This is a genomic window from Alcaligenes sp. (assembly GCF_050255915.1).
Taxonomy (GTDB): domain Bacteria; phylum Pseudomonadota; class Gammaproteobacteria; order Burkholderiales; family Burkholderiaceae_B; genus Alcaligenes; species Alcaligenes aquatilis.
Genome location: NZ_JBFWIQ010000002.1, coordinates 211,158 through 235,465, shown reverse-complemented (window position 1 = coordinate 235,465; position 24,308 = coordinate 211,158). Strand labels below are relative to the sequence as shown.

The window sequence follows — 24,308 nt, the reverse complement described above, 5'->3', positions numbered from 1 at the left end:
CCCGGCTGCCTATCCTCCACCCTCACCACAGCCCCCAAAAAAACATAAAAAAACCCCGCCTTCCCAAAGGAAAGCGGGGCCAAGACTGTAGTGTGTCCCTTGCTGCGTATTACTTGGCAGCGCTCAGCTCTTTGATCTGCTCACGGAAGTAGGCCAGCACGGCTTTACCGTCAATGCCCTTTTTGTCTGCGGCTTTGATCCAGTCCTCTTCCACAAAAGCCAGACGTTCCTTGAGCTTATCGCCCGCCTCGCCTTCGATGCGCAACGTCTTCAAGCCCGCTGCCGTGTGCTTTTCAATAGCTTGCTGCTCGGCAGCCTGCCATTTGGAGCCGAAATCGTTGGCAATCCACTCGCCACTGATCTTCTCGATGGCCGCACGATCAGCCTCGGACAGACTCTTCCATTTACGCTCGTTCATGAACAGGTATTGACTGGATTTACCAAACCCGCCAGGAACAGAAACCGCTGTCTTGATCAGCTTGTCCAGCTTCCAGTTATCCAGTTGGTCGTACTGGAAATACATGCCGTCAATCACACCACGAGACAGCATTTCATAGCTGTCTGAGGCCGGCGCATTCACCGTCACAATACCCAAGGCTTTGCCAATGGCATCGAACAGCGGGCTGGGCGAGCGCAACTTCTGGCCGTCCAGATCCTCGATGCTTTGCACATCTTCCTTGCGGGTAAAAATAACCGTAGCGGGACTGGTCCACATACCTAACAGTTTCACGCCTTTGTGCTCGTTGGCATCCATCATGAACTTTTCATAGGTACGCCAGTAGGCGACCGAGTTCACGCCGCCGTCATCTGTTGTGAAAGGCAATTCGGCAAACTCGATCAATGGGAAACGGTTGGCGGTATAGCTGTGTACCGACATGCCCAGATCTGCAATACCGTTACGGACCAAGTCCAGATGGGCCTGGGGCTTGCCCAGGGCATTGATGAACTCGACCTTGACACGGCCCTCTGTCACCTTCTCCACCTCCTGTGCCCAGGGCTCGAACATATTGGTCACAATAAAATGACCAGGTGGCATCCACTGCGAAAAACGCAAAGTAGTGACTTCGGCGGCAACCGACGGCAGGGTCGGCGCCAGGGCTGCTGCAGCCAGGCCCAGGCTCAAGGCCAATTTTTTGAAAACACGCATCTTGACTCCTCGTAAATTATTTTGCTGCCGGGCCACTGCAGCCCGGCTTTCTGACCGCCCGACAGAACATGAAACAGATCCTGGACCTGCACGCCCGGCGGCTTTGACTGCTGCCCGGATCACAACGGCATCCGGGCCGCTTTTACATACTGTTCGGAATAACCAGAACAATCCAGGGAACAAACACCAGCAACAACAAGCGGGCAATATCGGTCAGAACAAAAGGTGTCACACCCCGAATAATCGTGCCCAGGGAAACATCAGACATCACGTTTTTGATCATGAAAATATTCAATCCCAGCGGCGGAGTAATCAGGCTGATTTCAGCGGCCACCACCACAATCACCCCGAACCACACCAGATCAAAACCCAGCGAGGCCACAATCGGATAAAAGATGGGCACGGTCAGCATGACCATGGACATCGTTTCCAGAAAACAGCCCAGCACCAGATAAATCACACAAATGATCAAAATCACTGCAACCGGGGAGACATCCAAGCCCTCGATAAAACTGAGCAATTCACTGGGCAAACCGGCCACTGACAAAAAGTTGGTAAAAACCAAAGCTCCGATCACCAAGGCGAACATGATGGCGGTGGTCTGGGCGGCCTCGATCAGCACCGTCCAATACATGCGCGGCTGCCAACCACGGCGCTTTAAGGTCAGCAAAAAGGTGGCAGCCGCGCCAATACCGGCCGCTTCAGTCGGGGTGAACACGCCACCGTAAATACCACCCATGATGACGATAAACAGCACCGTAATGGCCATCACCCCTTTGGTCGCCTCAAAGCGTTCACGCCAACTGGCTTTCTCGCCAGGACGGCCCAGATTGGGATTGATAGCGGTAATGATGGTGACCGTCACCAGGTACATCAGCATGGCGATCAGGCCGGGCAAAAAACCGGCGGCAAACAGCTTGCCAATGTCGGTTTCGGTCAAAATGCCATAGACCACCATCATGACGCTGGGCGGAATCAAAATACCCAGTGTGCCGCCGGCGGCAATACTGCCCGTGGCCAGACGATCATCGTAGTTATATTTGCGCATATTAGGCATGGCCACGCGGCCCATGGCAGCCGTGGTCGCCATGCTGGAACCACAGAGCGCACTGAAGGCACCACAGGCAACAATCGTGGCCATCGCCAAACCACCACGCAAGTGGCCAATAAATGCATGGGCTGCTTTGTACAGGTCTTTGGACAGGCCCGACGCATTGACCAGATTACCCATCAGAATAAACAGCGGCAGCACCGTGAAGCTGTAGCTCATGGCAGTGTCAAAGCTGGTTTGCGCAGCCATGATCAGGGCCGCTTCCATGCCCGTGAACTGGGCAAAACCCACCGTTCCAACCAGCAGCATCCCCCACGCAATGGGCAAACCCATGAACAAGCTAGCCAACAGGACAAGCAGTCCGATAATAGAAATCAACATGAAACAACTCCGTCTTTATCGGCCAGGGGAGCGAAAAATCTGCAGCAAGGCAGCCAACGCTGCGATGCCGGTCATGATCGAGATGGCATAGGCAAACGGCGCAATAGGCACTTGCAGGGCATTGCTCATATCACCATATTCAGCCAGCTCATTGGCCCGGTGCCACAGATACACGGTCAGCACGGCCAACATGAGGGTAGAGAGAATATTGATCAGGCATTGCTGCACCCGTCGTGCCCACGGCCCCAGCCAGGCATCCAACAGACTGACAGTCAGGTGTTGCTGATGCCAGGTCACGCGGGGCAAGGCCGCAAAAATCAGCACGCCCAGCAAGATCTCGCTGGCCTCATAGGCTCCCAGCAAGGGGGCATGAAATACATACCGGCCAATCACGTCCACGGTCGTGACACCAGTCATCAGGATCAAGATGACCACACAGGCAGTATCCAGAATTGTCTCTACAACCCGTACTACTCCACGTGAACGCACCAGCTCCATTCCTGGCAGATCGTCGTTCATTACAGCTCCACTCTTTCTGGCCTGCGTAGGCCTGTTTTTTGGGTCATCATGCCCCCCGAAAAACCGGCGAGCATTGTTATATTTTTGTTCTAAATAGTTTATAGATGAACCAATGCAGGTAAATAGAAAGAAACCCTTAATTCCATCCAAAATCATGGATTTGGAGCGTCGGTCTCACATAGTAAGAAAGGTAGTCACAAACGAAAGCCCTTGTCCTGTGTAAAAACAAGGACTATCACGCTGGAAGTTAGATACCCATATTCCCCTTTTGAAGGGCCGGGCCAGATATTTTCAATAATGTGAAGGGTTACGCATCACTTTCTCTGACAGCGTGTCGCAACACGTCCCTGGCAGCCTCTGTAGGGCAAGCCGCGCGAAGCAACTTCTGAAATCTGGAGCACTCCAGATGAGATGGCTCGGGGCATTCTGCAACGTGCCGCAGCATGTTGCTCAAGGTCTTCAGTCTTTGTGCCTGACGATCGAGTTCATCGGCACGCTCACTCAATGTAGATCTGGGCAGGTTTGGCTTTCGATCCTTGTCAAACATGCTACCAATCTCTTCCAGCGAAAAACCCGCACTCTTGCCCAAGGCAATCAAAGCGAGCTGCACGAGTGTGTCCTCACGGTACTGCCGACGCAATCCGTTTCGGGTAACGGATCGGATCAGGCCGATTTCCTCGTAATAGCGCAGAGTCGATGTGGCGACACCACTGGTCTTTGAAAGTATGCCGATATCAATGAGGTTCATGCTTGACTTCAAGTTGACTTGAAGTTGGATACTAGCTGGCAACCAAGCCTAGATCAAGGGTCAGACACATGAAAGAACCGACGTTTCCACCTGGCAACAAGCTCGCTTTGGCCGCACTGGCGGGCTCCATTCTGCTAGCCTCACTGGGCATCAGTGTCACGACGGTGGCACTCCCAACATTGGCTTCCGTCTTCTCGGCCTCGGTACAACAGGTGCAATGGGTCGTGCTCGCCTATCTGGTTTCGCTGACGGTGGCTATCGTGTCCGCCGGACGCCTGGGAGATCTGTACGGAAGTCGCCGTGTACTGCTTTCCGGCCTGGTGCTCTTTGCCTTGGCCTCAATCACTTGTGCTGTAGCACCGAACCTGGGCTGGCTGTTCGCGGGCCGGGTGGGGCAAGGTCTGGCTGCTGCAGTCCTGATGGCATTACCCATGTCGCTTGCCAAAGCCCTGATCGCCAAAGAGCGCATGGGGGCGGTGATGGGGTTGCTAGGAACCATGTCGGCCATCGGGACCGCGCTGGGTCCTTCTCTTGGCGGCGGCTTGATTGAGCTTCTGGGTTGGCGCTCGGTCTTTGTTCTGTTGCTTGTGTGCGCCCTTGGCATGATCGCCATTACGGCGATCGGTATCCCCAAGCAGCAAGGACCGACCACCACGACGGCGCGTATGGACTGGATGGGCAGCCTCTGGCTGTGCCTGGCACTGCTGTTCTTCGCAATGTCCGCCACTGGCAGCAAGGTCGGAATGGCCATTCCGCTCTGGATGTTACTCGCCGCAACTGCCATCGCGCTGACGGCCTTTGTCGGCTTCCAACGACGCGCCAGTCACCCACTGGTGCCCTTGGCCCTGTTGGGTAATCGAGTCCTTGCATCGTCACTGATCATGAACCTGATTGTCAGCGCCATCATGATGTCAACGCTGGTGGTTGGCCCCTTCTATCTGGCATTTGGCCTTGGCCTGAATGAACTGATGGCGGGCCTTGTAATGGCGGCCGGTCCTGCTGCCGCCGCGCTGTCCGGTGTACCCGCCGGCCAGCTCACGGACCGATTCGGCACCAATCGAATTGTGCTTGCTGGTCTGGTGCTTGCGACGGGCGGACTGATCTGCTTCGCACTGCTGCCCCTTCAAGTTGGAATTCCCGGCTACGTCATGGCACTGATACTAACAACGCCGGGCTTTCAACTGTTCTTGGCCGCCAACAACACCGCCACTATGGCAGCCGCTCCAGACGCTCAACGGGGCATGGTTTCCGGGCTGATAGGCCTGTCACGCAATCTTGGATTCATGACCGGCGCAGCACTGATGCCGCTACTTTTTGCCTCGCTCCTGGGTGATGAAGAGATGGCCTTAAGTTCCCGAATCGCCATCGGCGAGGCCTTCTCCCACACGTTTCTCTTGGCAGCAGCCTCGTTCGGACTTGCCATGGTGACCTTCTTCGTGGGGAAGAAGCGACCGACATCCATCGCAATGTCATCAAAAGGTGAACCATGACTGATGCAAGCGCAAGGGCGATCCGCGCTAGCCGACAATCAGATCGTCAACGTACCCACGCTGGCACCACCGCAAACATACAGGGTCTGGCCCGTAATGAAGCTGTTTTCAGGATCGGAGAAGAATAGGGTGGCGCGACTGATGTCATCGGCACGGCCCAGGCGCTTCACAGGAATTGCGGCCGCCAGCTTGGCTTCGCGTTCGCTACCGGCTTCAACCACGTCGTAGAACATATTGGTGGTGATGGGGCCAGGGGCAATCACGTTGACGGTAATGCCTTGGTCAGCCAGTTCCAGCGCCCAGGTGCGGGCCATGCCCAACATGCCAGCCTTGGTCGCGGCATAGGCAGTACGGGTTTGCAGACCCAGCGCGCCCCGCGAGGACATCAGCACGATGCGACCAAAGTGGCGCTCGCGCATGCCAGGCACCACCGCCTGAGTAATCTGCAAGGCCGCGCCCAGATGGATCTGGGTCAGGCCCTGCAAGTCTTCCAGCTTGACCTCGTCCAGCAAGGCGGGCCAGATCACGCCTGCGTTGTGGATGAAGTGGGTCACTTCAAAGCGTTCAGCAATATCCTTGGCGGCTTTCTCGGTTGCCGCCGCATCCAGCAAATCCACCTGCACGCAGTGCAGACGCTCGTGCGTCCAGGGCAGCACATTGCGCGCCATGCTGATCACGGTGTAACCCTGATCGAGCATCTTGCGGCAAATGTCTTCACCAATACCGGTGCTGCCGCCCGTCACAATGGCGGTGTAGTGAGCTTGTGTCATCTTGATTGTCTCCAGGCAAATTCAAGGCGCAGGGCGCGCCACCAGCACGGCTACGCCACCGGCATCCAGCTCCAGACTCAGGCGCACTTTTTCATCGGCCTGCCCGCCTTCGGGCAAGTGGGCGATGGCAAAAGGGCCGCAATCCAGTTGAACGGTGCCGATACGCCAGGGCAGTCGTGCCTGAAAATAGGGTTCGTTGCTGTGATGCAATGTGGTCGTGGCCTGCAGAACACCAGTGTTGGCAACGGCCTGCCAGTTCAGCGTGGTGTGCAGGCAATGGCCGCACACATCGCGGGCGGGATACTGCACCGTGCCGCAGGACGGGCACACTTGCAGGGCGAATTCGCCGCGCTGGGCGGCCTCGGTCAGACCGGCTGCCGTGGCGCTGCGTGCGCCCGGTGGCAAGATTTGGGTATCGCTCATCACTGCCCCCGTTCCAGCAAGGCCGCGGCAGTACAAATGCCCCGGTCGTAATTAATCATGCCAAAGCCGGACACCAAACCGATGCGGGCATTGGCCACTTGCGTATCACCTGCGGTATCCGTCAGTTGGCGCAGCGCCTGGACCAGACCCAGATAACCACCGGCTGCGCCGGCCTGGCCTACCGACAATTGGCCGCCGCTGGTGTTGAAAGGAAAAGTGCCATCCACGGTAAAGGTGTTCTTGCGAATGAACGCCGGGCCTTCGCCCTTGGCGCAGAATCCCAGGTCTTCAAACTGCAAGACGTTGATGACGGGGTAGTCATCGTAGGTTTCCATGAAATCCACGTCTGCCGGGGTAAGGCCCGCGTGTTCGTAGAACGCATCCTTGTCCATGGCCCAACCACCACGATGCTGTACCGCGTCTTCAGGGAAGGCATTGTGACGCTCGATAGTGGAGCGGATACGGACATAAGGCAGGCCCAGTGCTTCGGCCTGCTCACGACGCATGACCAGATAGCCTTCGGCTCCGGCGCACGGCATCACGCAGTCAAACAAGTGGATGGGGTCGGCAATGACGCGCGCCTCCATGTACTGTTCCAGCGTCAGCGGTTTTTTCATCAGGGCATGCGGATTGCGTAGCGCATTGTCGCGCTGGGCGACACACAGCTTGCCGAAGTCCTCACGCGTGGCACCGTAATGACGCATATAGTAGTCCGTCAGCAGCGCAAAGCTGGCATTGGGGCCGCCGGCACCGTAAGGGTAGACAGCATCCTGCGAGAAACGCGAGAAGCCCGACACCGTGTTCTTGAAGGACTCACGGTGATTGGTATCGCCCGCGATACACGCCACGATGGACGCATCACCACACTGCACGGCACGCGCCGCACGGCGCATGGCCACCACGCCGCTGGCTCCACCCATAGGGATGTGATCCAGCCAGCGCGGGCTCATCTGAAAATGCTGCATCACGCCGACAGCCGTGTCACTGCCCAGCGTAAAGCTGGACACACACACGCCATCGACATCGGCTTTTTTCAGGCCGGATTGGGCCAGCAACTGGCCCAATGCCGCACCCAGCCACCAATGGGCGGTCTGCTCGGAATGGCGCTCGTAGGGGATGGTCACCGGGGCGACCAGCACCACATCGTCATAGCCCTGGCGGGCTGCTTGCGGCAAGGCCATGGGTTCAGGCCTCCTGACGTTTTTTCAGGTGATTGGTGTTCACGCAGGCCGGGTTTTCCAAAGCGGCCAGAGCCACTGTTTTCAGCTCACCGCGCTGAATCTTGTTGGTCGAGGTCAGCGGCAGGGCATCCACAAACAGCACGTAGCCGGGCACCTTGAAGTAGGCCAGTTGGGTCAGGCCCCACTGCACCATTTCCTGGGCAGCCTGTTCGCGCTGTTCCTGGGTTTCGATGGGATTGTGCGGCACCACCAGCGCCATCACTTCGTCGCCACGGATGGCGTCGGGCACGGCAGCCACGGCAATGGAGCGCACCAGCGGGTGCTGCTGCATGATGTTTTCCACTTCCACGGCAGCGATATTCTCGCCACTGCGACGGATCACATTCTTTTTACGGTCCACAAAGTGCAGGTAGCCTTGTTCGTCACGGCAAACAATGTCGCCCGTGTGGAACCAGCCGCCTTCCCAGGCTTCATCAGTCGCCGCTGGATCTTTCCAGTAGCCGGAGAAAAAGCCGTAGCGTGGGTTGTCACCCGCCGAGCGCACCAGCAGCTCACCGTTTTCACCGGCTTGCGCAGGCTCGCCATCGTCCTTGCGCAGCAGGACTTCCACCACAGGCATTTCCTTGCCGAAGCAGGAAGTGCCAATAAAGCGGGGCTCGTGATTGGCGATGATGCTGGCACCGGCGCCAGTTTCGGTCATGGCCCAGGCTTCCAACAGTGGGAAACCAAAGCGTTCTTCAAACAGGGGATGCAGACCGCGATCCACACCGGCGCCAAAACCAAAGCGCACACTATGCTGACGATCTTTTTCGCTGGCCTCGGCCTTCATCAGAATGGCGGGCATCACGCCCAGGTAATGCACCACGGTTGCACCGGATTCGCGTACCGAATCCCACCAACTGCGTGGGTGGAAACGGTCCAGAGAAATCAGGCAACCGCCGGTCTTGATCATGGCCATGGTCGAGCAGGCCATCGCATTCATATGGAACAGGGGCAGCGGAGTCAGCATGCGCTCTTTGCCGTGCTCCAGCGAGGCCAGACCACCAATGTCGCGGTACCACTCACCGGCGTAGTGGAAGTACTGGTTGGCCAGCATGCAGCCTTTGGGGCGGCCTGTGGTGCCAGAGGTGTACAACAGGGCACATTCGCTGTTTTCATCAGGAATATCACAGGAGCGGCAAGCGGCGCGCTCTACCATCGGAGGCATGTCGCCATCGGCCATGATGGCAAAGGGCTGACCGGCTCGCTGAGCCGCTTCCAGCAGATCCTGGTGGCGGCTGGGCAGGGCAATGGCCATGATCATTTCCGAATGGCCGATCAGGTATTCCAGCTCGGCAGCGCGCAGGTCTGGATTGATCGGCACAATGGACACGCCCAGGCTGTTCAGTGCAAACCAGTGCAGGAAGAACACGGGGCGGTTCTCCAGCAGGATGCCGACGCGGTGACCGTGGCCGTAGCCAGCAACCGCGTAAGCACCGCGCAAGGCGTCGATACGCTCCAGCGCCTGACCATAAGTCAGCTCGCCCGCTTCAATACCGTAGATCTCAGCGGTCTCAGGCAGGGTACATACAAAGGGCTTGTCGCCCCATTTCTGGGCGGTGTCTCGAAAAGCCTGGTAGACCGTGGTGTTGGCCATCAAAAATTCTCCTGTCCTGTCACATAAACAACTGGATATTGCCGAAAGGCGCGTCGCAGTTAAGCAGATCCACTCGTTTCAGACGGATCTTCAAGGCGTCGTCCTGGCGCACCAGGGTGTAGGTATTCCAGCCTACGTAAATATCTTGGTTGTCGCCGCGCGTTTCCGTGTAATGGAAAGCGCAACGCACGGTGTATTCGCCTTTTTCCTCGTCCATGCTTTCCACGGTGGGTTGCTGGAGCAAGTGATGGCTGCGGCTCTTGGGCTGCTGGGAAAAGGTACGGCGGCCTGCCAGACGTTCCACACGGATACGCAGCAAGAGTTTGTCCTCGTGCATCAGGGACGCATGCAAACGAGCATCCTGCTGATCGTGCACTAGAGGCATCCAGTAGTAGCCATCCTCGGTAAACAGGTCGAGCCATTGCTCGTAGCGCTGTTCATCCAGCAGGCGGGCTTCCGCATACACAAAATCGATAAGGGCCTGACGGCTGATTTCGCTCATGGTTATTCCTCTTCTTGTTTAGCCTGCTGCTCGGGCAGCATGAACTTCAGCCAGGCACGGAACTGGGCGCGCATCTGCATTTCGCTGGTGCCGTTGATCACCACATTCTTTTGCTGGTCTTCGTCTTTTTCCACCAGACGGGCCAGATTCATCCAGTCGCGGCCACGCGACTGCAAGCCTTGCTGGGCACGCTCGTACATTTCCAGATCATCGTGGCCGACCATGGAAGTCGGTGCGTTGATCAAGCGGTTGTACATCAGGGTGCGTTCCAGGAAGGTGTCAGGCGCACCCACTAGGCGGAAGGTCCAGGACTCCACCAAGGTCTTGTCAGCGGCCAGCGGCTTGAACAAACGCAAGGTCTGGATCGGGCCCTTGACCATGATGTTGGGGAAGTAACAGGTGTTGTGACGCGTGTCGCCCAAAATGGCTTTGGCACGCTCTTCACCGTAGGCTTCGACCATCTGGTCCCAGTAACCGGGGATTTCGGAGTAATCCGCGTGGATGGAGTTGCTCACGCCGGTATGGCCGTGACCGTTTTCCCACACGCGAATACCCATGCCTTCGTAGAACTCGTAAGGCGACATGAACGGGGCGAACAGCTCAACCGCCATGGGCTTGGGCGTACCTGGAGGGGCCGCTTCCCAGGCTTTGACAGCCGTACCAGCCGAGGACTCGTGCGCCACCATGGGGTGACAGGTATCGGTCTGGTTATCGACCAGCATTTTCCAGTTGCACTGGTGCATGTAGCGCATTACGCCACCGGCCACTTCCAGACGACCTTCGGGGGAGCGATCCACCATATTGTCGATGGTGCTCAGGGACTCACCAAAAAAGTCCTCAAAGCTCACGCCTTCATCGGCCAGGCGACAGAACACGAAATCGCGGTACACCTTGACGTTCTGTACCGCCGCCATGCCCTTGCTGCCTTCGGTGCATTCAAAGCCGGTGTTTTCGTAGCCTTTCTTCAAAGGGATGGACAGCAACGAGCCGTCGGTCTTGAAGGTCCAGGCGTGGTAGGGGCAACGGAAGAATTTGCCCGTGTTGCCACAGGTCTCGCCCGCCACTTGCACGCCTTTGTGCGGGCAGCGGTTGTAGAGCACGCGGATGCTGTCATCGGTATGGCGCACCATGATGACGGACTCCGTACCGACCGTCGTGGTGTAGAAGTCGCCTTTATTGGGCACCTGGCTGGCATGGCCAACGTAGACCCAGGTATTGACGAACAACTGCTCCATCTCCAGTTCAAACAGCTCCTGGTTGATGTACAAATCCTTGTGGACCTCGGCCTCGCGTACCAACTCGCGGATGGCCTGGGGATTATCACGATACTTTTCCATCATGTTCTCCGTCGCCCTTGGGCTTATAGATCCAGCACCAGACGCGGGGTCTTGGCGCGGGAAATACAGATCTGGATGACCTTGTTGCTGGCTTTTTCCGAGTCGCTCAGGAAGTAGTCGCGGTGGTCAACCTCGCCTTCGATCACATCACAGGTACAGACGCCGCACTCGCCGCGCTTGCAGTCGATCATGGGGTCCAGGCCCTGCTCTTCCATCACGTCCACAATGGTCTTGTCGGCGGGAATGTGCAGGGTCACGCCAGTCTGGCGCAATTCCACTTCAAAAGGCTGGTCGCCTTCCTGGGGAGCGGCGGTAATGAACAGCTCGAAGTGAACATGGTCGCTAGGCCAGCCGCGTTGCTTGCAGGCTTCGATCACGGCATCAATCATGCCTTTGGGGCCGCAGACGTAAATGTGCTGGTCTTTGGACAGACCGTCGAGCAAAGTACTCAGGCAGAAACGGCCTTCGCTGTCATCCGCGTAGTGGCGCAGAGCCGGGCCGGACAGGGCCGTCAACTCGTCCAGAAAGGCCAGTTGTTCCACGCTGCGACCGGCATAGTGCAGTTGGTACGGGCGACCTTGATGATGCAAGGCAGCGGCCATGCTGGCAATGGGGGTGATACCGATACCACCGGCAATCAGCACGGTTTCGGTTTCGCCGGCAGCGGCAGCATGCAAGGGAAAATCGTTCTTGGGGCCAGCCACGCGCAGCGTATCGCCGACTTTGAGGCTGTGCATGAAGCGCGAACCACCCGAGCTGTTGTCCTCCAGGCGCACACCCAATCGGTAACAGGTCGGACCCTGTGCCGTGTCGGCGTCCAGCGAAATCAAGGAATAACAGCGGTGATCGTTCAGATCAGGGATCTGTACCTGCAGGTGCGAGCCCGGCGCAAACGCGGGCAGGGAACCGGCCTGGGCAGGCTCGAGCGTAAAACTGCGAATCAGCGGGGATGCGTTCTGGATGTCCCGGATGACGAGTTCAAAAGTATCCATCATGTGCCTACCATTGAGCATGACTACATCAATTACCCAGCCGAAAAGGCCAAGCCATGGCATCATGTAGCGCCGCAGGCGGCAATGGGACGGTATCTCGTAGCCGATCAAGGCTGCGTAAGGCTCGTCTACTGTCTCCGCTAAAACCGGCTGCCTGACATCCACACTGGCTGTACGGCTGGATCGCTATTCATTCTTTTGTGAATTTATTTTATTGATGAATAGTTTACGGATAAATATATACTGCCGAATATAATGGAAAACCACTAGGTGAGAAAACAGCAGAACCGTACTGTACACAATTCTGCCGTTGTCCCCCCTTTTTCTACTTATTGGGCAACCAGCGCAACGACGCGCAAGGGGCTGCCAGAGCCAGCTTCAATCTTCAAAGGGGCCGACATGATCAGCGCACCTTGAGGGGGCAGTTGATCCAGATTGCACAGACACTGCAGACCGTAGCGGTTGGCACCGTGCATCAGGGTGTGGCAAGGGTAGGCAATAGGCCAAGCGTAGGATTGACCTGCATCGGTGTTGATGGTTTCAACGCCAAAACCGTGAACCTTGCGCTCGTGAATCATCCACTCCACCGCTTCCTGTGCTGGGCCAGGCGTGTGAGCGCCGTCTTCACGCATGTTCAGGAACGCCTCGGCGTCGTTCACGCGCTTGGACCAGTCGGTGCGAAACAGTACCCAGGCGCCTTCAGGAATACGGCCATGCTTGGCTTCCCAGTTCTGCAAAAACTCCGAGGTCAGGATGAAGTCTTCGTTCTGGGCCACTTCAGCAGAAGCATCCACCACCACGGCAGGGCGCAGGAAATTGTCCACCGGAATGGTATCGACGGTGTTGTCGGGATGATCCTTACCGGAGATCCAGTGTGCTGGCGCGTCAAAGTGGGTACCTGTGTGTTCGCCACAGGTGAAGTTGTTCCAGTACCAGCCTGGGCCGTTTTCGTCGTATTGGCTGATGCGCTCAATCGAGAAGCCCACCGTCTGGCCAAACTGAGGGGGCAGTTGCAAGGCGGGGAAGCTGGGAGACAGAGTCTGGGTCAGATCCACGAAACGGACCTGCTTGCTGTCGATCGCCTGGATAAAGGCTGCCAATGGGTTCTTGTCGCTCATGTCATCTCCTACTTAGATCTTATGTCATCGTTATAAGTGCCTGCCCTGCAAGGCGCAGGATAGGGACCAGCCGTTAAAACAGCCCGCTCCTTCAGGCCCGGCGCTGCCCTTTTTTACAAAAGGCAGTGTGCATCTTGAACCGCTGCGGCCAGGCCACGGCGGTTTTTTTTGAGCCGGTCGCTTGAGCAAAGCGACCCGTCAAAAAACGGTCCCGATCCAATACTGGAAAGGGACCGTCTTGAACCTGCTTACACTTCCTTGTCGTCCAGAACGGAGAACTCGGCAGGATTCAGGTCTGGCTGGGACGCTGCATCGCCTTCGTAAAAGCGGGCAGGGGTCAGCGCCTTGCGATTCACACGCAGGTCAAACACGTCAAAACGGTTGTAGTGACCAGTGATGTCGTGCATTTGACGCGGCTGGATGCAGCGCGACAGATCGATGTCGGCGTAGGCAATGCCTTCCTTGTCGATCAGTGCTTCGCCCTGCACGCGGCCATCGGGACCAATAATGCCCGAGAACGCGCTGTTGGGACGAGCCAGCAGCTCACGTGCTTCAGGATGGCTGGCCGACATGGCTTCGATGATTTCCTCGGAAACCGTCGAGCAAGCCACCACCGTAAACACCTTGCCTTCAAAGCAGTGAGCCGCAGCCCGCAGGCGAATCGCTTCGGCCATGTCGTAGTCTTTTGGTGCCACGGGCAAGGCAATGTAGCTGGCAACGTGGACCAGTTCACCTTGCGACAACAGGCTGAAACGAGCCAGCGTGTTGGTGTTTTCACCGCAAGCCAAGGCACCCAGCGGGCCGATGGTAGTGTCATGCACACGCATCGAGGAGGCGTCACCGTTGGCCCAGGTCAGCTTTTCAGCCCAGGTTGGAACCAGTTTGCGGTGACGACCCAGAATGCGGCCATCGGCACCGATGGTGACCAGCGTGTTGTAAATGGTGCCGATGCCAACGGGACTGCGCTCGTTCACACCCAACACCACATTGACCTTGCGCTGGCGGCAAACCTGCGCAACCTTCTGGATCTCGGGACCGGGCACTTCGATGGCCGATTTGCACAGGCGCTCGAACCACGGGCTGCCCTCGATCGGGTTCATCACCCAGCTCCAGTAGGGGTAACCGGAGACGAACACCTCGGGAAAGGCGATCAGCTCGGCACCGTTGTCGGCTGCTTCATTGATCAGACGACATACTTTCTCGATGGTCGCATTCGTGTCCAGGAACACAGGCGCTGCCTGAACGGCGGCGGCCTTGAACTGACGCAATTCCAGCATCATGCTCTCCTTTACTTAGTTTTGGGGGGTCACGTCCACGATGGGGTGACGCAATTCGCCAATGCCTTCGACCACTGCGTGCACCACGTCACCAGGCCACATCCACTCTTGAGGATCACGGCCAGCGCCCACGCCTTCTGGGGTACCGGTAGCGATGATGTCACCGGGTTCCAGCGTGATACCGGCGCTGATGTCCGCGATCAGGTCGTTCACGTTGAACAGCATGTGCTTGGTGTTGGAGCTTTGCTTGGTCACACCGTTGAGCGTCAGGCTCAGGTTCAGGTTGTGAGGATCGGTCAGCTCGTCAGCGGTCACGATCACGGGGCCGAAAGGAGCGTAGGTGTCCTGGCCTTTGGAGTAGATCCACTGACCGGCACGACGGCAGTCGCGGGCGCTCACGTCGATCATGACGGAGTAACCGAACACGTACTTCAGGGCGTCTTCTTTAGCCACGCGCTGAGCACGGGTACCCATGATCACGGCCAGTTCCACTTCCCAGTCCATTTGCTGAGTGATGTTCTTGTTGTGCTCGATGGCATCGCCAGGGCCAACCACGGTGGTAGGTGGCTTGGAGAAAATCACAGGCTGTTTGGGCAACTCTTTGGAGGTGTCCAGCGTACGGCTGGATTCGGCCACGTGTTCCACGTAGTTCAGGCCGATACCAAAGATGTTCTTGCGTGGGCGTGGGATAGGAGCCAACAGCTTGACGTTGGCCAGGGGCAGCGCCACACCAAAAGGCATATCGTCGGCGTAGGTTTCCAGCAAGCGAGCCGTGGAAGTCACAGCGGCTGGGCCCAGGTCGATGAAATCGAGCATATTGTCAGGCAGCATGTGGCCTGTGGCGTCGCCCAGGTAACCCAGGTCAACCACCAGATCGCCCACAATGGCACCCAAGCGGCCAGCGGCAGCAACTTCACTACGGTACGTTACAAGACGCATTTCTATCTCCAGATTGGGCCATCTTGTGCAGATGGCTTGAATAAATCGGGTCGGCCCGCCTTGGCAGGCCGTCCAAATAAGTTAAACAAGTAGTCTTACAGCAGGACCTGGTGGCCGCCGTTCTCTGCCAGCGCTTCTTCGCGGTACAGATTCAAGGCGCGCATCACGGGCAGATCGTGGAACGAGAACAGGCAAGCGTCATCGGACGAGGAACCGTTCACGTGCTCGTGGAACATCCAGGAAGGTACGCAGAAAATGTCGCGTTCGCGCCAGTCAAAGCGTTTGCCATTGATGATGGAATACCCTTCACCTTTGGCGCATTGATACATGATGCTGCCCGTGTGACGGTGGGCCTTGGTGTGCTCGCCAGGACGCAGCATTTGCATGCTGGCGCCAATGGTAGACATGACAGGGCCGCCGGTCAGCGGGTTGATATAGTCCATGATGACGCCATCAAACGGGCTGCCGTCCGTGACCTTGGCGTAGGCCGACAAGGCTTCGTAAGTAGGCTCCCACTCGTACTTGAGCAGGGGCGAGTACGGTTTTTGCCAGTCGTGCAAGGTTGGCTTCAGGCCTCGGCCACCCCAGATACCCACCGCGTCATTGACGGGGTGCGTAATGGCTTGGGACAAGTCAGGGTGAACCGCGTAGAAACCGGCTTCCAGTGCGTTGACCAAGGGGATGTCCAGTCCGTCTTGCCAGATGCAAGGCAGGCCGTCCGCTTCAACGCCATGCTCGTGCCAGCAGCCGTTAGGCGTGAGCACGAAGTCATTGGCGCCCAGCGTCATCTTGTGGCCGTCCACGATGGTGTAGGCACCACGGCCTTCCATAATGAAACGCAGGGCCGAGGAGGAGTGAGCATGAGCGGAAGCCGCTTCGCCCGGTTTCATGACCTGCAAACCGGAGTACAGCCAACCCACCGCCGCCGAGACTTCCTGGCGACCGGGGTTGTTCAGGTAAATCACGCGACGACCGGCCTTTTCAGGGCTGACCAGATCGACCGAACGCAACACGTAGTCGCGCAGGTCGCGGTAGCGCCAGACCACTGGCACGGAGTCAGACTTGGGCTCCCAGGGCTCAATCTTGTTGGCCACGGTCCACAGGGCGCCGGCCTCAAACTGAGTCAAATCCTGGTAGTACTTCACCAATTCGGGCGTGTCCTCAACATCTGCACGACCGAGCACGCTTTCGCGGTGGGTGTCAAAACGTTCTTCCGACATGATGCTGTCTCCTTCTGTGTTTTATGACTTGGCAGGGCCGTCCTGGGCCACTGGCGCACGTTTGATTTGACGCTGCAACCAGTCCTTGCCCCATTCGTACTGAACGGGCCAGGCCAGGTCGGTGTAACCCAGCTCCGCAGCCTGACGCTGAGGCCAGTTTGCGTCGGCCAAAAAGCCACGCGACAGGGCACACAGGTCAGCACGGCCTGCAGCAATAATGCTGTTGGCGTGATCCGCTTCCATGATCGAACCCACCGCCATGGTGGCGATACCGGCTTCGTTACGGATACGGTCGGAGAATGGTGTCTGGTACATGCGGCCGTAAATTGGCTGCTGCTCCAGCACCACTTCACCCGAGGACACGTCGATCAGATCGGCACCGGCTTGCTTGAACAGGCGTGCAATTTCCACACCGTCGTCCGCCGTGTTGCCGCCTTCGGCCCAGTCGGTTGCCGAGATACGCACCATGATGGGCTTGTTCTCTGGCCAGACGGCGCGGATAGCCGCAAACACTTCCAGCGGGTAAGCCATGCGATTTTCCAGACTACCACCAAACTCGTCACTACGCTGATTCGTCAGCGGCGAGATGAAGCTGGACAAGAGGTAGCCGTGGGCCGCTTGCAATTCGATGCAGTCAAAACCGGCCTGATCGGCGCGCTTGGCCGCAGCCACAAAGGCGTCACGAATTTCGTCCATCTGGGCACGGGTAATCTCGGCAGGCACGGCAGTTACGCCCGCCTGATACGGCAGGGCGGAAGCCGACACCAAGGGCCAGTTGCCTTCAGCCAGCGGCTGATTGGCTTTTTCCCAGCCCAGTTGCGTCGAACCGCGACGGCCCGCATGGCCCAGTTGCACACCAATCTTGGCACCCTGTTCGTGGGCAAAAGCCACTACAGGTTTCCAGGCATTGGCCTGCTCGTCGTTCCACAGACCGGTACAACCGGGAGTGACACGGCCTTCAGGCGTCACCGCCGTCATTTCAGCCATGATCAGGCCAGCACCACCCATGGCGCGGCTGCCGTAATGCACTTGGTGCGTAGCACCGGGCATACCGTCCTTGGCGCTGTACATCAAGGTGGGCGAGAGCACGACACGGTTCTTCAACTGCATATCGCGCAGTTTGAAGGGCGTAAACATAGGCGAAGGGGCCTTTTCACCGTCGGCCAGCGTCATGCCGGCTTCGGTCGCCATCCAGCGCTCGTATTTTTCCAGCCAGGCGGCGTCACGCATGCGCATGTTCTCGTGCGAGATGCGCTGCGAGCGGGTCAGCATGGAGTAGGTGAACTGCTCGGGCTTCATATTGGCGTAACGGGCCACGTTCTCGAACCATTCGGTCGAGTTGCGGGCAGCATTCTGAATACGCAATACGTCCACGCTACGAGCGGCTTCGTAATCTTTCAGGGCCTCTTCCATGGACTCGTGGTCCATGTGCTGGGCCAGGGTGATGGCATCTTCCAGGGCCAACTTGGTGCCGGAACCAATAGAAAAGTGAGCGGTGTGAGCGGCGTCGCCCATCAGCACCACAGGAACTTTCTTGCCGGTGCCGTAATCTTGCCAGTGCACCCACTTGTTGCAGATAACGCGTGGGAAACGGATCCAGATGGCCGAACCGCGCAGGTGGGTGGCATTGCTGATCAGCTTGTTGCCATCGAGGTGGTCGGCAAACAGCTTTTCGCAGTAGGCAATGGCATCTTCCTGCGACATTTCGCCAATACCGGCTTTCTGCCAGGTCTCTTCAGGCGTTTCCACGATGAACGTGGACAGACCGTCCTGGAAGCGGTAGGCGTGAGCCTGGAACCAGCCGTGCTCGGTTTCAACAAAGATGAAGTTAAAGGCATCGAACACTTTTTCCGTACCCAACCACACAAAGCGGCAGTTACGGGTGTCGATATCAGGCTGAAACACGTCTTCGTAACGGGTACGCACAGCACTGTTGATGCCGTCAGAAGCGATCAGGATATCGGCGTTGTACTTGCGGGCCAATTCAGCTTCGTCCGTGACCACGGTCTCGAACACCAGCTTGACGCCCACTTCTTCACAGCGAGCTTGCAGGATGTTCAGCAGTTTCTTGCGACCAATCCCGATAAAGCCATGACCGCTGGAGCGCACGGCGCTACCTTTGAAATGGCACTCAATGTCGTCCCAGTGGTTGAACGCGTCACCGATGGTCTGCGCGGACACGGGGTCAGCTTCACGCAGGTTTTCCATGGTGGCGTCCGAGAACACCACACCCCAGCCAAAGGTGTCGTACGGTCGGTTGCGCTCGACAACAAAAACCTCGTTCTGAGGGTTTTGCAACTTCATCAGCAAACCGAAATACAAGCCGGCTGGGCCTCCGCCAATACATACGATATTCATGATATGTCCGTATGGTCTGAATACATGCTTTCGAGCATAGTATATTTATTAATAAATATTATACAAGTCAACTATTTAAATCAAAAAAAAATAGCTGACCTGCACACTGCCTGCTACTACTTCAAACTAGATCAAGCCTTGCTGCTTTCTGGCTGGGCAATCACATACTCTTGCATGGGGTTGCGCAGAAAATCAGGGATAGAAATACCCAGGTGCGTCTCCAGCGAGGTGGTCACCACGGTCTGGCGCACTTGCATACGCAGCACACCATCTTTACCGATGCAACGCAACAGCAGCGTCAAGGAGCTATTGCCAATGCGTTCCACACCCAGGCTCATCACCACATCATCACCCATACGGCTGATGGACTTGAACTCGGCCTCAATATGCACCGAGGGCATGCCTACCCGTTTGCTGGCGATCATGTTGTGAAAACCCTCGGGGGTCATGGAGTCGATCCATGCTTCCATCAGGTCGTTAAACATCACAAAGTACTGCGGATAAAAAACGATACCCGCTGGATCGCATTCCGAAAAACGGATGCGATGTTCTTGTTCGTACAGCTTGGAAACCATGTTGTAGACACCTTTTTAGCAAGTGTTTTGTGCGCCTGTTCGTGACGCTATCCGCATCCTGCCCGGTTCACAGGCCTGGCAGGATGCACCTTATGCTAGCCAGCAGCGCTTTGCAGATGGACCCGCAACAGGCCCAGATGCTGATGGATGTGCACGACTTCCTCGGTACCCAGTCCTTCAAACATTTCTGCAATCCAGTCGCTGTGGGCCTGGGCCATCGCCTCAAAACTGCTTTTGCCCTTGGGGGTCAGTCGCAACACCCAGGCACGTCGATCTGTCGGGCTACTCTGACGAGACACCATGCCCTCGCGGGCCAGCTCGTCAGTCAGTCCGGTAATATTGCCGCCGGTCACCATCAGATAGCGCGACAACTCACCCATCTTCAGGCCCTGCGGGTAGCGGTACAACTGGGCCATATAGTCAAAACGGGCCAGCGAAATATCAAAATTCTGGCGCAGGCGGCGACGGATTTCGTCCTCGATCTGCTTGGTGCAGGTCAGCATGCGCAACCACAGTTTCAGGCTGGCCGGGTCCTTGGGACCGACGCGCCCTTCAAAACCGGCATCGGCCGGCTCTACCAAAAATTCGAGTGCTGCTTCGCTTTGATTCATATTGTTTTTCCCCCAAGCTTTGGCTAATTCAGTTTGACCAACAGGCGGGATATTCTTGCTTGAACAAGTGGCCAAGTAGACACAGGATCTATGGCTTTCAGGGCCTTGGTCGCAGTGCCAATCCGAATTTATATTCTACTATGAATATTTTAGAAATAAAGTATTTGGGGGGTTAAATCCGTGTCCTCAAGGGTTTTCACCGAGGCCGCCCGAAAGCGGCCCGGTGTGACCCTTTACACCAGAGCGTACTGGCGCAGTGCCGCCTCCAGCTTGGTGCCGTGCTCGTCGGCCAATGCCGCATCACGCAAGGCACCCAAGATGGCAGGTGACAGGGTGCTGGGGTTACGCTCCAGCGCCGACATCACGGTCTGGTAATTACGCAAACCACGGACATGCGTATCGCCATAACCTTTGACCAGACGCTGGCACTGAGCAATTTCCAGCGCCAAAGCCGGGTGGGCATCGGCAGCCTGCTCGATCTGCTTTAGCCAGCCTTCAATACGCTGCTGCTCGGCCTGGTAACGCAGCGTACGACGACGCCAACGCTTAAAGCCCGACAGTACGTACAAAGGAATGAAACCGCGCACCGAACTGGTTTGAATAACACGACCGGATTTGGTCTGCGACTTCACCAGCTTGTTGCCCCAGGTAGGACGCATCAACCAACGGCCCACACTGGCAAAAGGCAGGATTTCGCTGATTTCTTCCACACGGGGATGCATGTATTCATTGATTGCCACGATCTGGCCGTCAGTTGCACGCACTTCTTTATGTACACGGTCAAAACGGCTGGAGCGGGTTTTCAGTTCGGCCACGCGAATGGCGTCCTCATAGGACATCCACAACGCCAGATAACGGCCTGTTTCACGGATCAGGGCCACATCGTCAGGACGGGCAAACTGGCTGATCTTTTTCAGGCGGTCCAGGTACAGATTGGCGTAGGCCACGTCCTGGAAGTCCAGAACCCGACGCACCCCTTCCACCACGATAGGCTGGGCCTGCTCGGGCACTTCGGCACGGACACGGTCAATCAGCTTGGCCACTGCAGGATCGCGAGGGGCCAACGTAGCCATATCAACCGGCTTGGTTTCCGAATCGGATTTGCCTGCATCGCCTTCAGCGACACGGGCGTAAGCGGCACCAAAAGCCTTCAGGCTGGGTTTGACGCCCACACCACCGCGCTCGATGGTCTGCTCGAACTGCGAGCGGCTAAAGGGCAGCACGCCGGTGCTGGCCAAGGCGCCAAACAGCACGGCGGAAATCACGCTGCCCGAGTCCTCGGCCGCTTTTTCCATATTGAAGTACACAAAACGCTTGGCCGCCTGGCTTGCGTGCGCAATCAGAGCATTGTCGTCCACACGGCCATCGCCCATGGCCGATTTTTCGGCAATGGAATAGACACGGTGCGTAGAGGCAATCAGCGTGGTGCGGTCCTCGGTGACCAGCCCACGTTGTACGGCGCGACCGGCTTCCATCAGCTCGGAGGCCAGCACCACATCCACATCACCGGGCATAGGCATCAGGGCCAGCACCGGCTTTTTGCCATCCACAGCCGCCGAATGCGGGAACAGTTCCACGTAGTAAATCGTGGCGCCGGTACGCTGAGCCACGCCGGGAACCGAGGTGGTCTGTGCAAAGTAGCCGTTTTGTTCGCCCAGATTGACGATCCAGTCGGCCAACACGCCGCCACCTTCACCACCCATGGCCAAAATAGCAATCTTGATTGGTTTGATCTGCATGATAAGAATCTCTACGGGTGTACTTAGAAGGCCAGACGATCACGACGAGCAGCGTCACGACGCTGCAACCAACCGATAAAGCCACGGCGGGTTTTTTCGCGGAACTTGTCCCAGCCTGTCGGGTTGCTGACCACTTGTGCACGGTAGAAAGACGGGCACAGAATCGCGGCGTGGGAAACCTCACCACACAGACCGCAACCCACACAACTGTTCATCACATTCGCTACGGGGTCCTGACGCAGGGCGTCCGGATTGGGGCGAATCGACAGCGAAGGGCAACCGGACAAACGAATGCAGGAGTGATCGCCGGTACATGTATCCGGGTCCACACCAAAGCGCTCGCGCACCACACGTTCGCCAGCAGCCACGGCTTTACGTACCTGGCCTTTCTCACGCCGCTGACGGTTCAACATACATTCGCTTTGCGCCACCAGCACCTTGGGACCTTTTTCCTTGGTCGTCAGGGCTTCACGCAAGGTGGCCGTCATGGTCTTCAGGTCGTAGGTGCGACGAATCATGCGCAGCCATTCCACACCCACACCCCGCGCCGCTTTCTCGATCAGGTGACCGGTACTGCGGGTTTCGTTCTTGGCCTTGGAGGACAGAATATCCTGACCACCCGTGGCTGCGGTGTAGCTGTTGTCGATCACAATGGTCAGGTTGTCACTGCGGTTGAACACGGCGTTGGCAATACCGCTGGTCAAACCGTTGTGCCAGAAACCACCGTCACCCATGACCGAGATCGCGCGCTTGTCCGAATCCACATTCAAAGCAGCCGAACCGGCGCCACCCAGGCCGTAACCCATGGTGGTGTTACCCAGGTTGAAGGGCGGCAAAATGGAGAACAGGTGGCAACCAATGTCGGCCGACACGTGGTGTTCGCCCAATTCGCGCTCCACCAGCTTCAAGGCAGTAAAGATAGGACGCTCGGGACAGCCGGTACAAAACCCGGGGGGTCGGGCGTGGACGTTCTCGTCCAGGCTGCCCAAGGGTTTGATCTCAGCCGCTTCGACTTCCACCAGACTGGCTTGTTCAGCTTTAGGACGCTCCACGGTCTCGACTTTCATCGGAATCACGCGTGGCTTGCGAGGGGCCAGAGGCTCGACGCGGCCGTATTTTTCCATGAAGGCACGCAGGCCCTTCAACATGGTGGCAGTGTTGTACTCACCGGCCAATGGCAGCAGATCCTTGCCGTGCAGCGTCACATCCACATTGTGACGACGCACGATGTCGGAGATGTTCTGTTCCACAAAGTTGGGCTGACCTTCTTCCAGCACCAGCACCGCACGCTTGCCTTCACAAAAGCGAACGACTTCAGATTCAATCAAGGGGTAGGCCACGTTCATGACATACATGGGCACTTTGGATTCGCCGAACACATCGGCCAGATCCAGATGCTCCAGCGCACGGATCACGGTGTTGTAGCCACCGCCCTGAACGATCAAGCCCACATCATCGGTGCCATCTGCAAAGAACTCGTTCAGCTGACGCTCTTCGATGAACTTGACGGCATTAGGCCAGCGCTGTTCGATCTTTTCTTTTTCGTGCATGAAGCTGGCAGGCGGCAACACAATGCGATTGATATCGCGTGTGGGTTGCTCCATGGCTTCTTTAATAGTGAACTTGGCGCGGCGGTTGTCCGAGGCCACAAACTGGCCATGCACGTGGCAGGCGCGAATCCGCAACTGCAACATCACCGGGGTATTGGACGCTTCGGACAGATCAAAGCCGTCTTTAACCGCTTGCACAATACAGGGCAGGTTGGGGCGGGGATCGAGCATCCACATCTGGGATTTCATGGCAAAAGCGTGGCTACGCTCCTGCATGATGGACGAGCCTTCACCGTAGTCTTCGCCCACAATGATCAGCGCACCGCCCTTGACCCCACCCGAGGCCAGGTTGGCCAGCGCGTCCGAGGCCACGTTGGTGCCTACCGTTGCTTTGAAAGTAATGGCGCCACGCAGCGGGTAGTTAACCGACGCAGCCAGTGTTGCCGCCGCCGTCGCCTCGCTGGCGCTGTTTTCAAAACGGATTCCGTTCTCTTGCAAAATGTCCTGGGCATCGGCCAAGACGTCCATCAAGTGCGAGATAGGTGCACCCTGGTAACCGGCCACGTAGGACACGCCTGATTCCAGCAGGGCCTTGGTCACCGCCAGGATGCCTTCGCCACTGAATACGTCTCCATCACCCAGGCGCAGCTTTTTGACTTCTTCGACAAACGATCGCTCAGCCATTTTTCTTTCCTTACTTACCGCTCATTGTGAACATGGTATTTATTTTCATATGAATATGTT

Annotated in this window: 21 protein-coding genes; 1 reads left to right on the top strand and 20 read right to left on the bottom strand. The window is 57.3% G+C overall.

Features of this window, described 5'->3' with window-relative positions; all coding sequences use genetic code 11:
• Positions 1–109 precede the first annotated feature (109 nt).
• From AB7E06_RS03310 to AB7E06_RS03295, 4 genes are all read right to left on the bottom strand, one after another.
• Positions 110–1,147 carry a TRAP transporter substrate-binding protein gene (locus tag AB7E06_RS03310; RefSeq protein WP_123050689.1) on the bottom strand — a complete coding sequence of 346 codons (1,038 nt, stop codon included), beginning with the start codon at positions 1,145–1,147 and terminating at the stop codon, positions 110–112.
• Positions 1,148–1,289: 142 nt separating this feature from the next.
• Positions 1,290–2,579 (bottom strand): TRAP transporter large permease, encoded by a 1,290-nt coding sequence (locus tag AB7E06_RS03305; protein WP_123050688.1) that lies wholly within the window; start codon positions 2,577–2,579, stop codon positions 1,290–1,292.
• Positions 2,580–2,594: 15 nt separating this feature from the next.
• The gene (locus AB7E06_RS03300) at positions 2,595–3,098 is read right to left on the bottom strand and encodes a TRAP transporter small permease (protein WP_395029523.1); all 504 of its coding nucleotides are present in this window, start codon (positions 3,096–3,098) and stop codon (positions 2,595–2,597) included.
• A gap of 307 nt (positions 3,099–3,405) precedes the next feature.
• Positions 3,406–3,846: a helix-turn-helix domain-containing protein gene (locus AB7E06_RS03295; RefSeq protein WP_094195177.1), complete on the bottom strand. Its 441-nt coding sequence runs from the start codon at positions 3,844–3,846 to the stop codon at positions 3,406–3,408.
• 68 nt (positions 3,847–3,914) lie between these two features.
• On the opposite strand from AB7E06_RS03295, the gene AB7E06_RS03290 reads away from it, so the two are divergent.
• Positions 3,915–5,336, top strand: coding sequence for an MFS transporter (locus AB7E06_RS03290; RefSeq protein ID WP_094195176.1), 1,422 nt, complete (start codon positions 3,915–3,917; stop codon positions 5,334–5,336).
• Between the two features lie 38 nt (positions 5,337–5,374).
• Here the strand turns inward: AB7E06_RS03290 and AB7E06_RS03285 are convergent, their stop codons facing one another.
• The 16 genes from AB7E06_RS03285 to AB7E06_RS03210 all read right to left on the bottom strand — a co-directional run bounded on the left by AB7E06_RS03285 (position 5,375) and on the right by AB7E06_RS03210 (position 24,248).
• Positions 5,375–6,106: an SDR family NAD(P)-dependent oxidoreductase gene (locus AB7E06_RS03285; protein ID WP_094195175.1), complete on the bottom strand. Its 732-nt coding sequence runs from the start codon at positions 6,104–6,106 to the stop codon at positions 5,375–5,377.
• A 21-nt stretch (positions 6,107–6,127) separates the two neighbouring features.
• Positions 6,128–6,529, bottom strand: a complete 402-nt coding sequence (locus AB7E06_RS03280) for a Zn-ribbon domain-containing OB-fold protein (protein WP_094195174.1) — start codon at positions 6,527–6,529, stop codon at positions 6,128–6,130.
• Positions 6,529–7,710 (bottom strand): thiolase family protein, encoded by a 1,182-nt coding sequence (locus AB7E06_RS03275; protein ID WP_094195173.1) that lies wholly within the window; start codon positions 7,708–7,710, stop codon positions 6,529–6,531. Before AB7E06_RS03275 ends, AB7E06_RS03280 begins: the two co-directional genes overlap by 1 nt.
• 4 nt (positions 7,711–7,714) lie before the next feature.
• Complete coding sequence (locus AB7E06_RS03270) at positions 7,715–9,346, bottom strand: AMP-binding protein (RefSeq protein ID WP_108727029.1); 1,632 nt, start codon at positions 9,344–9,346, stop codon at positions 7,715–7,717.
• A gap of 19 nt (positions 9,347–9,365) precedes the next feature.
• Positions 9,366–9,848, bottom strand: a complete 483-nt coding sequence (locus AB7E06_RS03265; protein ID WP_009463815.1) for an aromatic-ring-hydroxylating dioxygenase subunit beta — start codon at positions 9,846–9,848, stop codon at positions 9,366–9,368.
• 2 nt (positions 9,849–9,850) lie between these two features.
• On the bottom strand, positions 9,851–11,185 hold the full coding sequence (locus AB7E06_RS03260) for an aromatic ring-hydroxylating dioxygenase subunit alpha (protein ID WP_108727028.1): 1,335 nt from the start codon (positions 11,183–11,185) through the stop codon (positions 9,851–9,853).
• A 23-nt stretch (positions 11,186–11,208) separates the two neighbouring features.
• Complete coding sequence (locus AB7E06_RS03255; protein ID WP_321265674.1) at positions 11,209–12,177, bottom strand: PDR/VanB family oxidoreductase; 969 nt, start codon at positions 12,175–12,177, stop codon at positions 11,209–11,211.
• 329 nt (positions 12,178–12,506) lie between these two features.
• Positions 12,507–13,295 carry a cyclase family protein gene (locus AB7E06_RS03250; protein ID WP_108727026.1) on the bottom strand — a complete coding sequence of 263 codons (789 nt, stop codon included), beginning with the start codon at positions 13,293–13,295 and terminating at the stop codon, positions 12,507–12,509.
• Between the two features lie 248 nt (positions 13,296–13,543).
• Complete coding sequence (locus AB7E06_RS03245; protein ID WP_108727025.1) at positions 13,544–14,572, bottom strand: carbon-nitrogen hydrolase family protein; 1,029 nt, start codon at positions 14,570–14,572, stop codon at positions 13,544–13,546.
• A 15-nt stretch (positions 14,573–14,587) separates the two neighbouring features.
• Positions 14,588–15,511, bottom strand: coding sequence for a fumarylacetoacetate hydrolase family protein (locus AB7E06_RS03240; RefSeq protein WP_009463820.1), 924 nt, complete (start codon positions 15,509–15,511; stop codon positions 14,588–14,590).
• A 95-nt stretch (positions 15,512–15,606) separates the two neighbouring features.
• Positions 15,607–16,731, bottom strand: coding sequence for a cupin domain-containing protein (locus AB7E06_RS03235; RefSeq protein WP_094195166.1), 1,125 nt, complete (start codon positions 16,729–16,731; stop codon positions 15,607–15,609).
• A gap of 21 nt (positions 16,732–16,752) precedes the next feature.
• Positions 16,753–19,089: a bifunctional salicylyl-CoA 5-hydroxylase/oxidoreductase gene (locus AB7E06_RS03230; protein ID WP_094195165.1), complete on the bottom strand. Its 2,337-nt coding sequence runs from the start codon at positions 19,087–19,089 to the stop codon at positions 16,753–16,755.
• Positions 19,090–19,220: 131 nt separating this feature from the next.
• Positions 19,221–19,664: an acyl-CoA thioesterase gene (locus AB7E06_RS03225; RefSeq protein WP_094195164.1), complete on the bottom strand. Its 444-nt coding sequence runs from the start codon at positions 19,662–19,664 to the stop codon at positions 19,221–19,223.
• Between the two features lie 95 nt (positions 19,665–19,759).
• A complete protein-coding gene (locus AB7E06_RS03220) occupies positions 19,760–20,275 on the bottom strand; it encodes a MarR family winged helix-turn-helix transcriptional regulator (protein WP_009463824.1) in 516 nt (171 codons plus the stop codon).
• A 233-nt stretch (positions 20,276–20,508) separates the two neighbouring features.
• The gene (locus AB7E06_RS03215; protein WP_094195163.1) at positions 20,509–22,014 is read right to left on the bottom strand and encodes an indolepyruvate oxidoreductase subunit beta family protein; all 1,506 of its coding nucleotides are present in this window, start codon (positions 22,012–22,014) and stop codon (positions 20,509–20,511) included.
• Positions 22,015–22,037: 23 nt separating this feature from the next.
• Positions 22,038–24,248, bottom strand: coding sequence for an indolepyruvate ferredoxin oxidoreductase subunit alpha (locus AB7E06_RS03210; protein ID WP_094195162.1), 2,211 nt, complete (start codon positions 24,246–24,248; stop codon positions 22,038–22,040).
• Between the last annotated feature and the right edge of the window lie 60 nt (positions 24,249–24,308).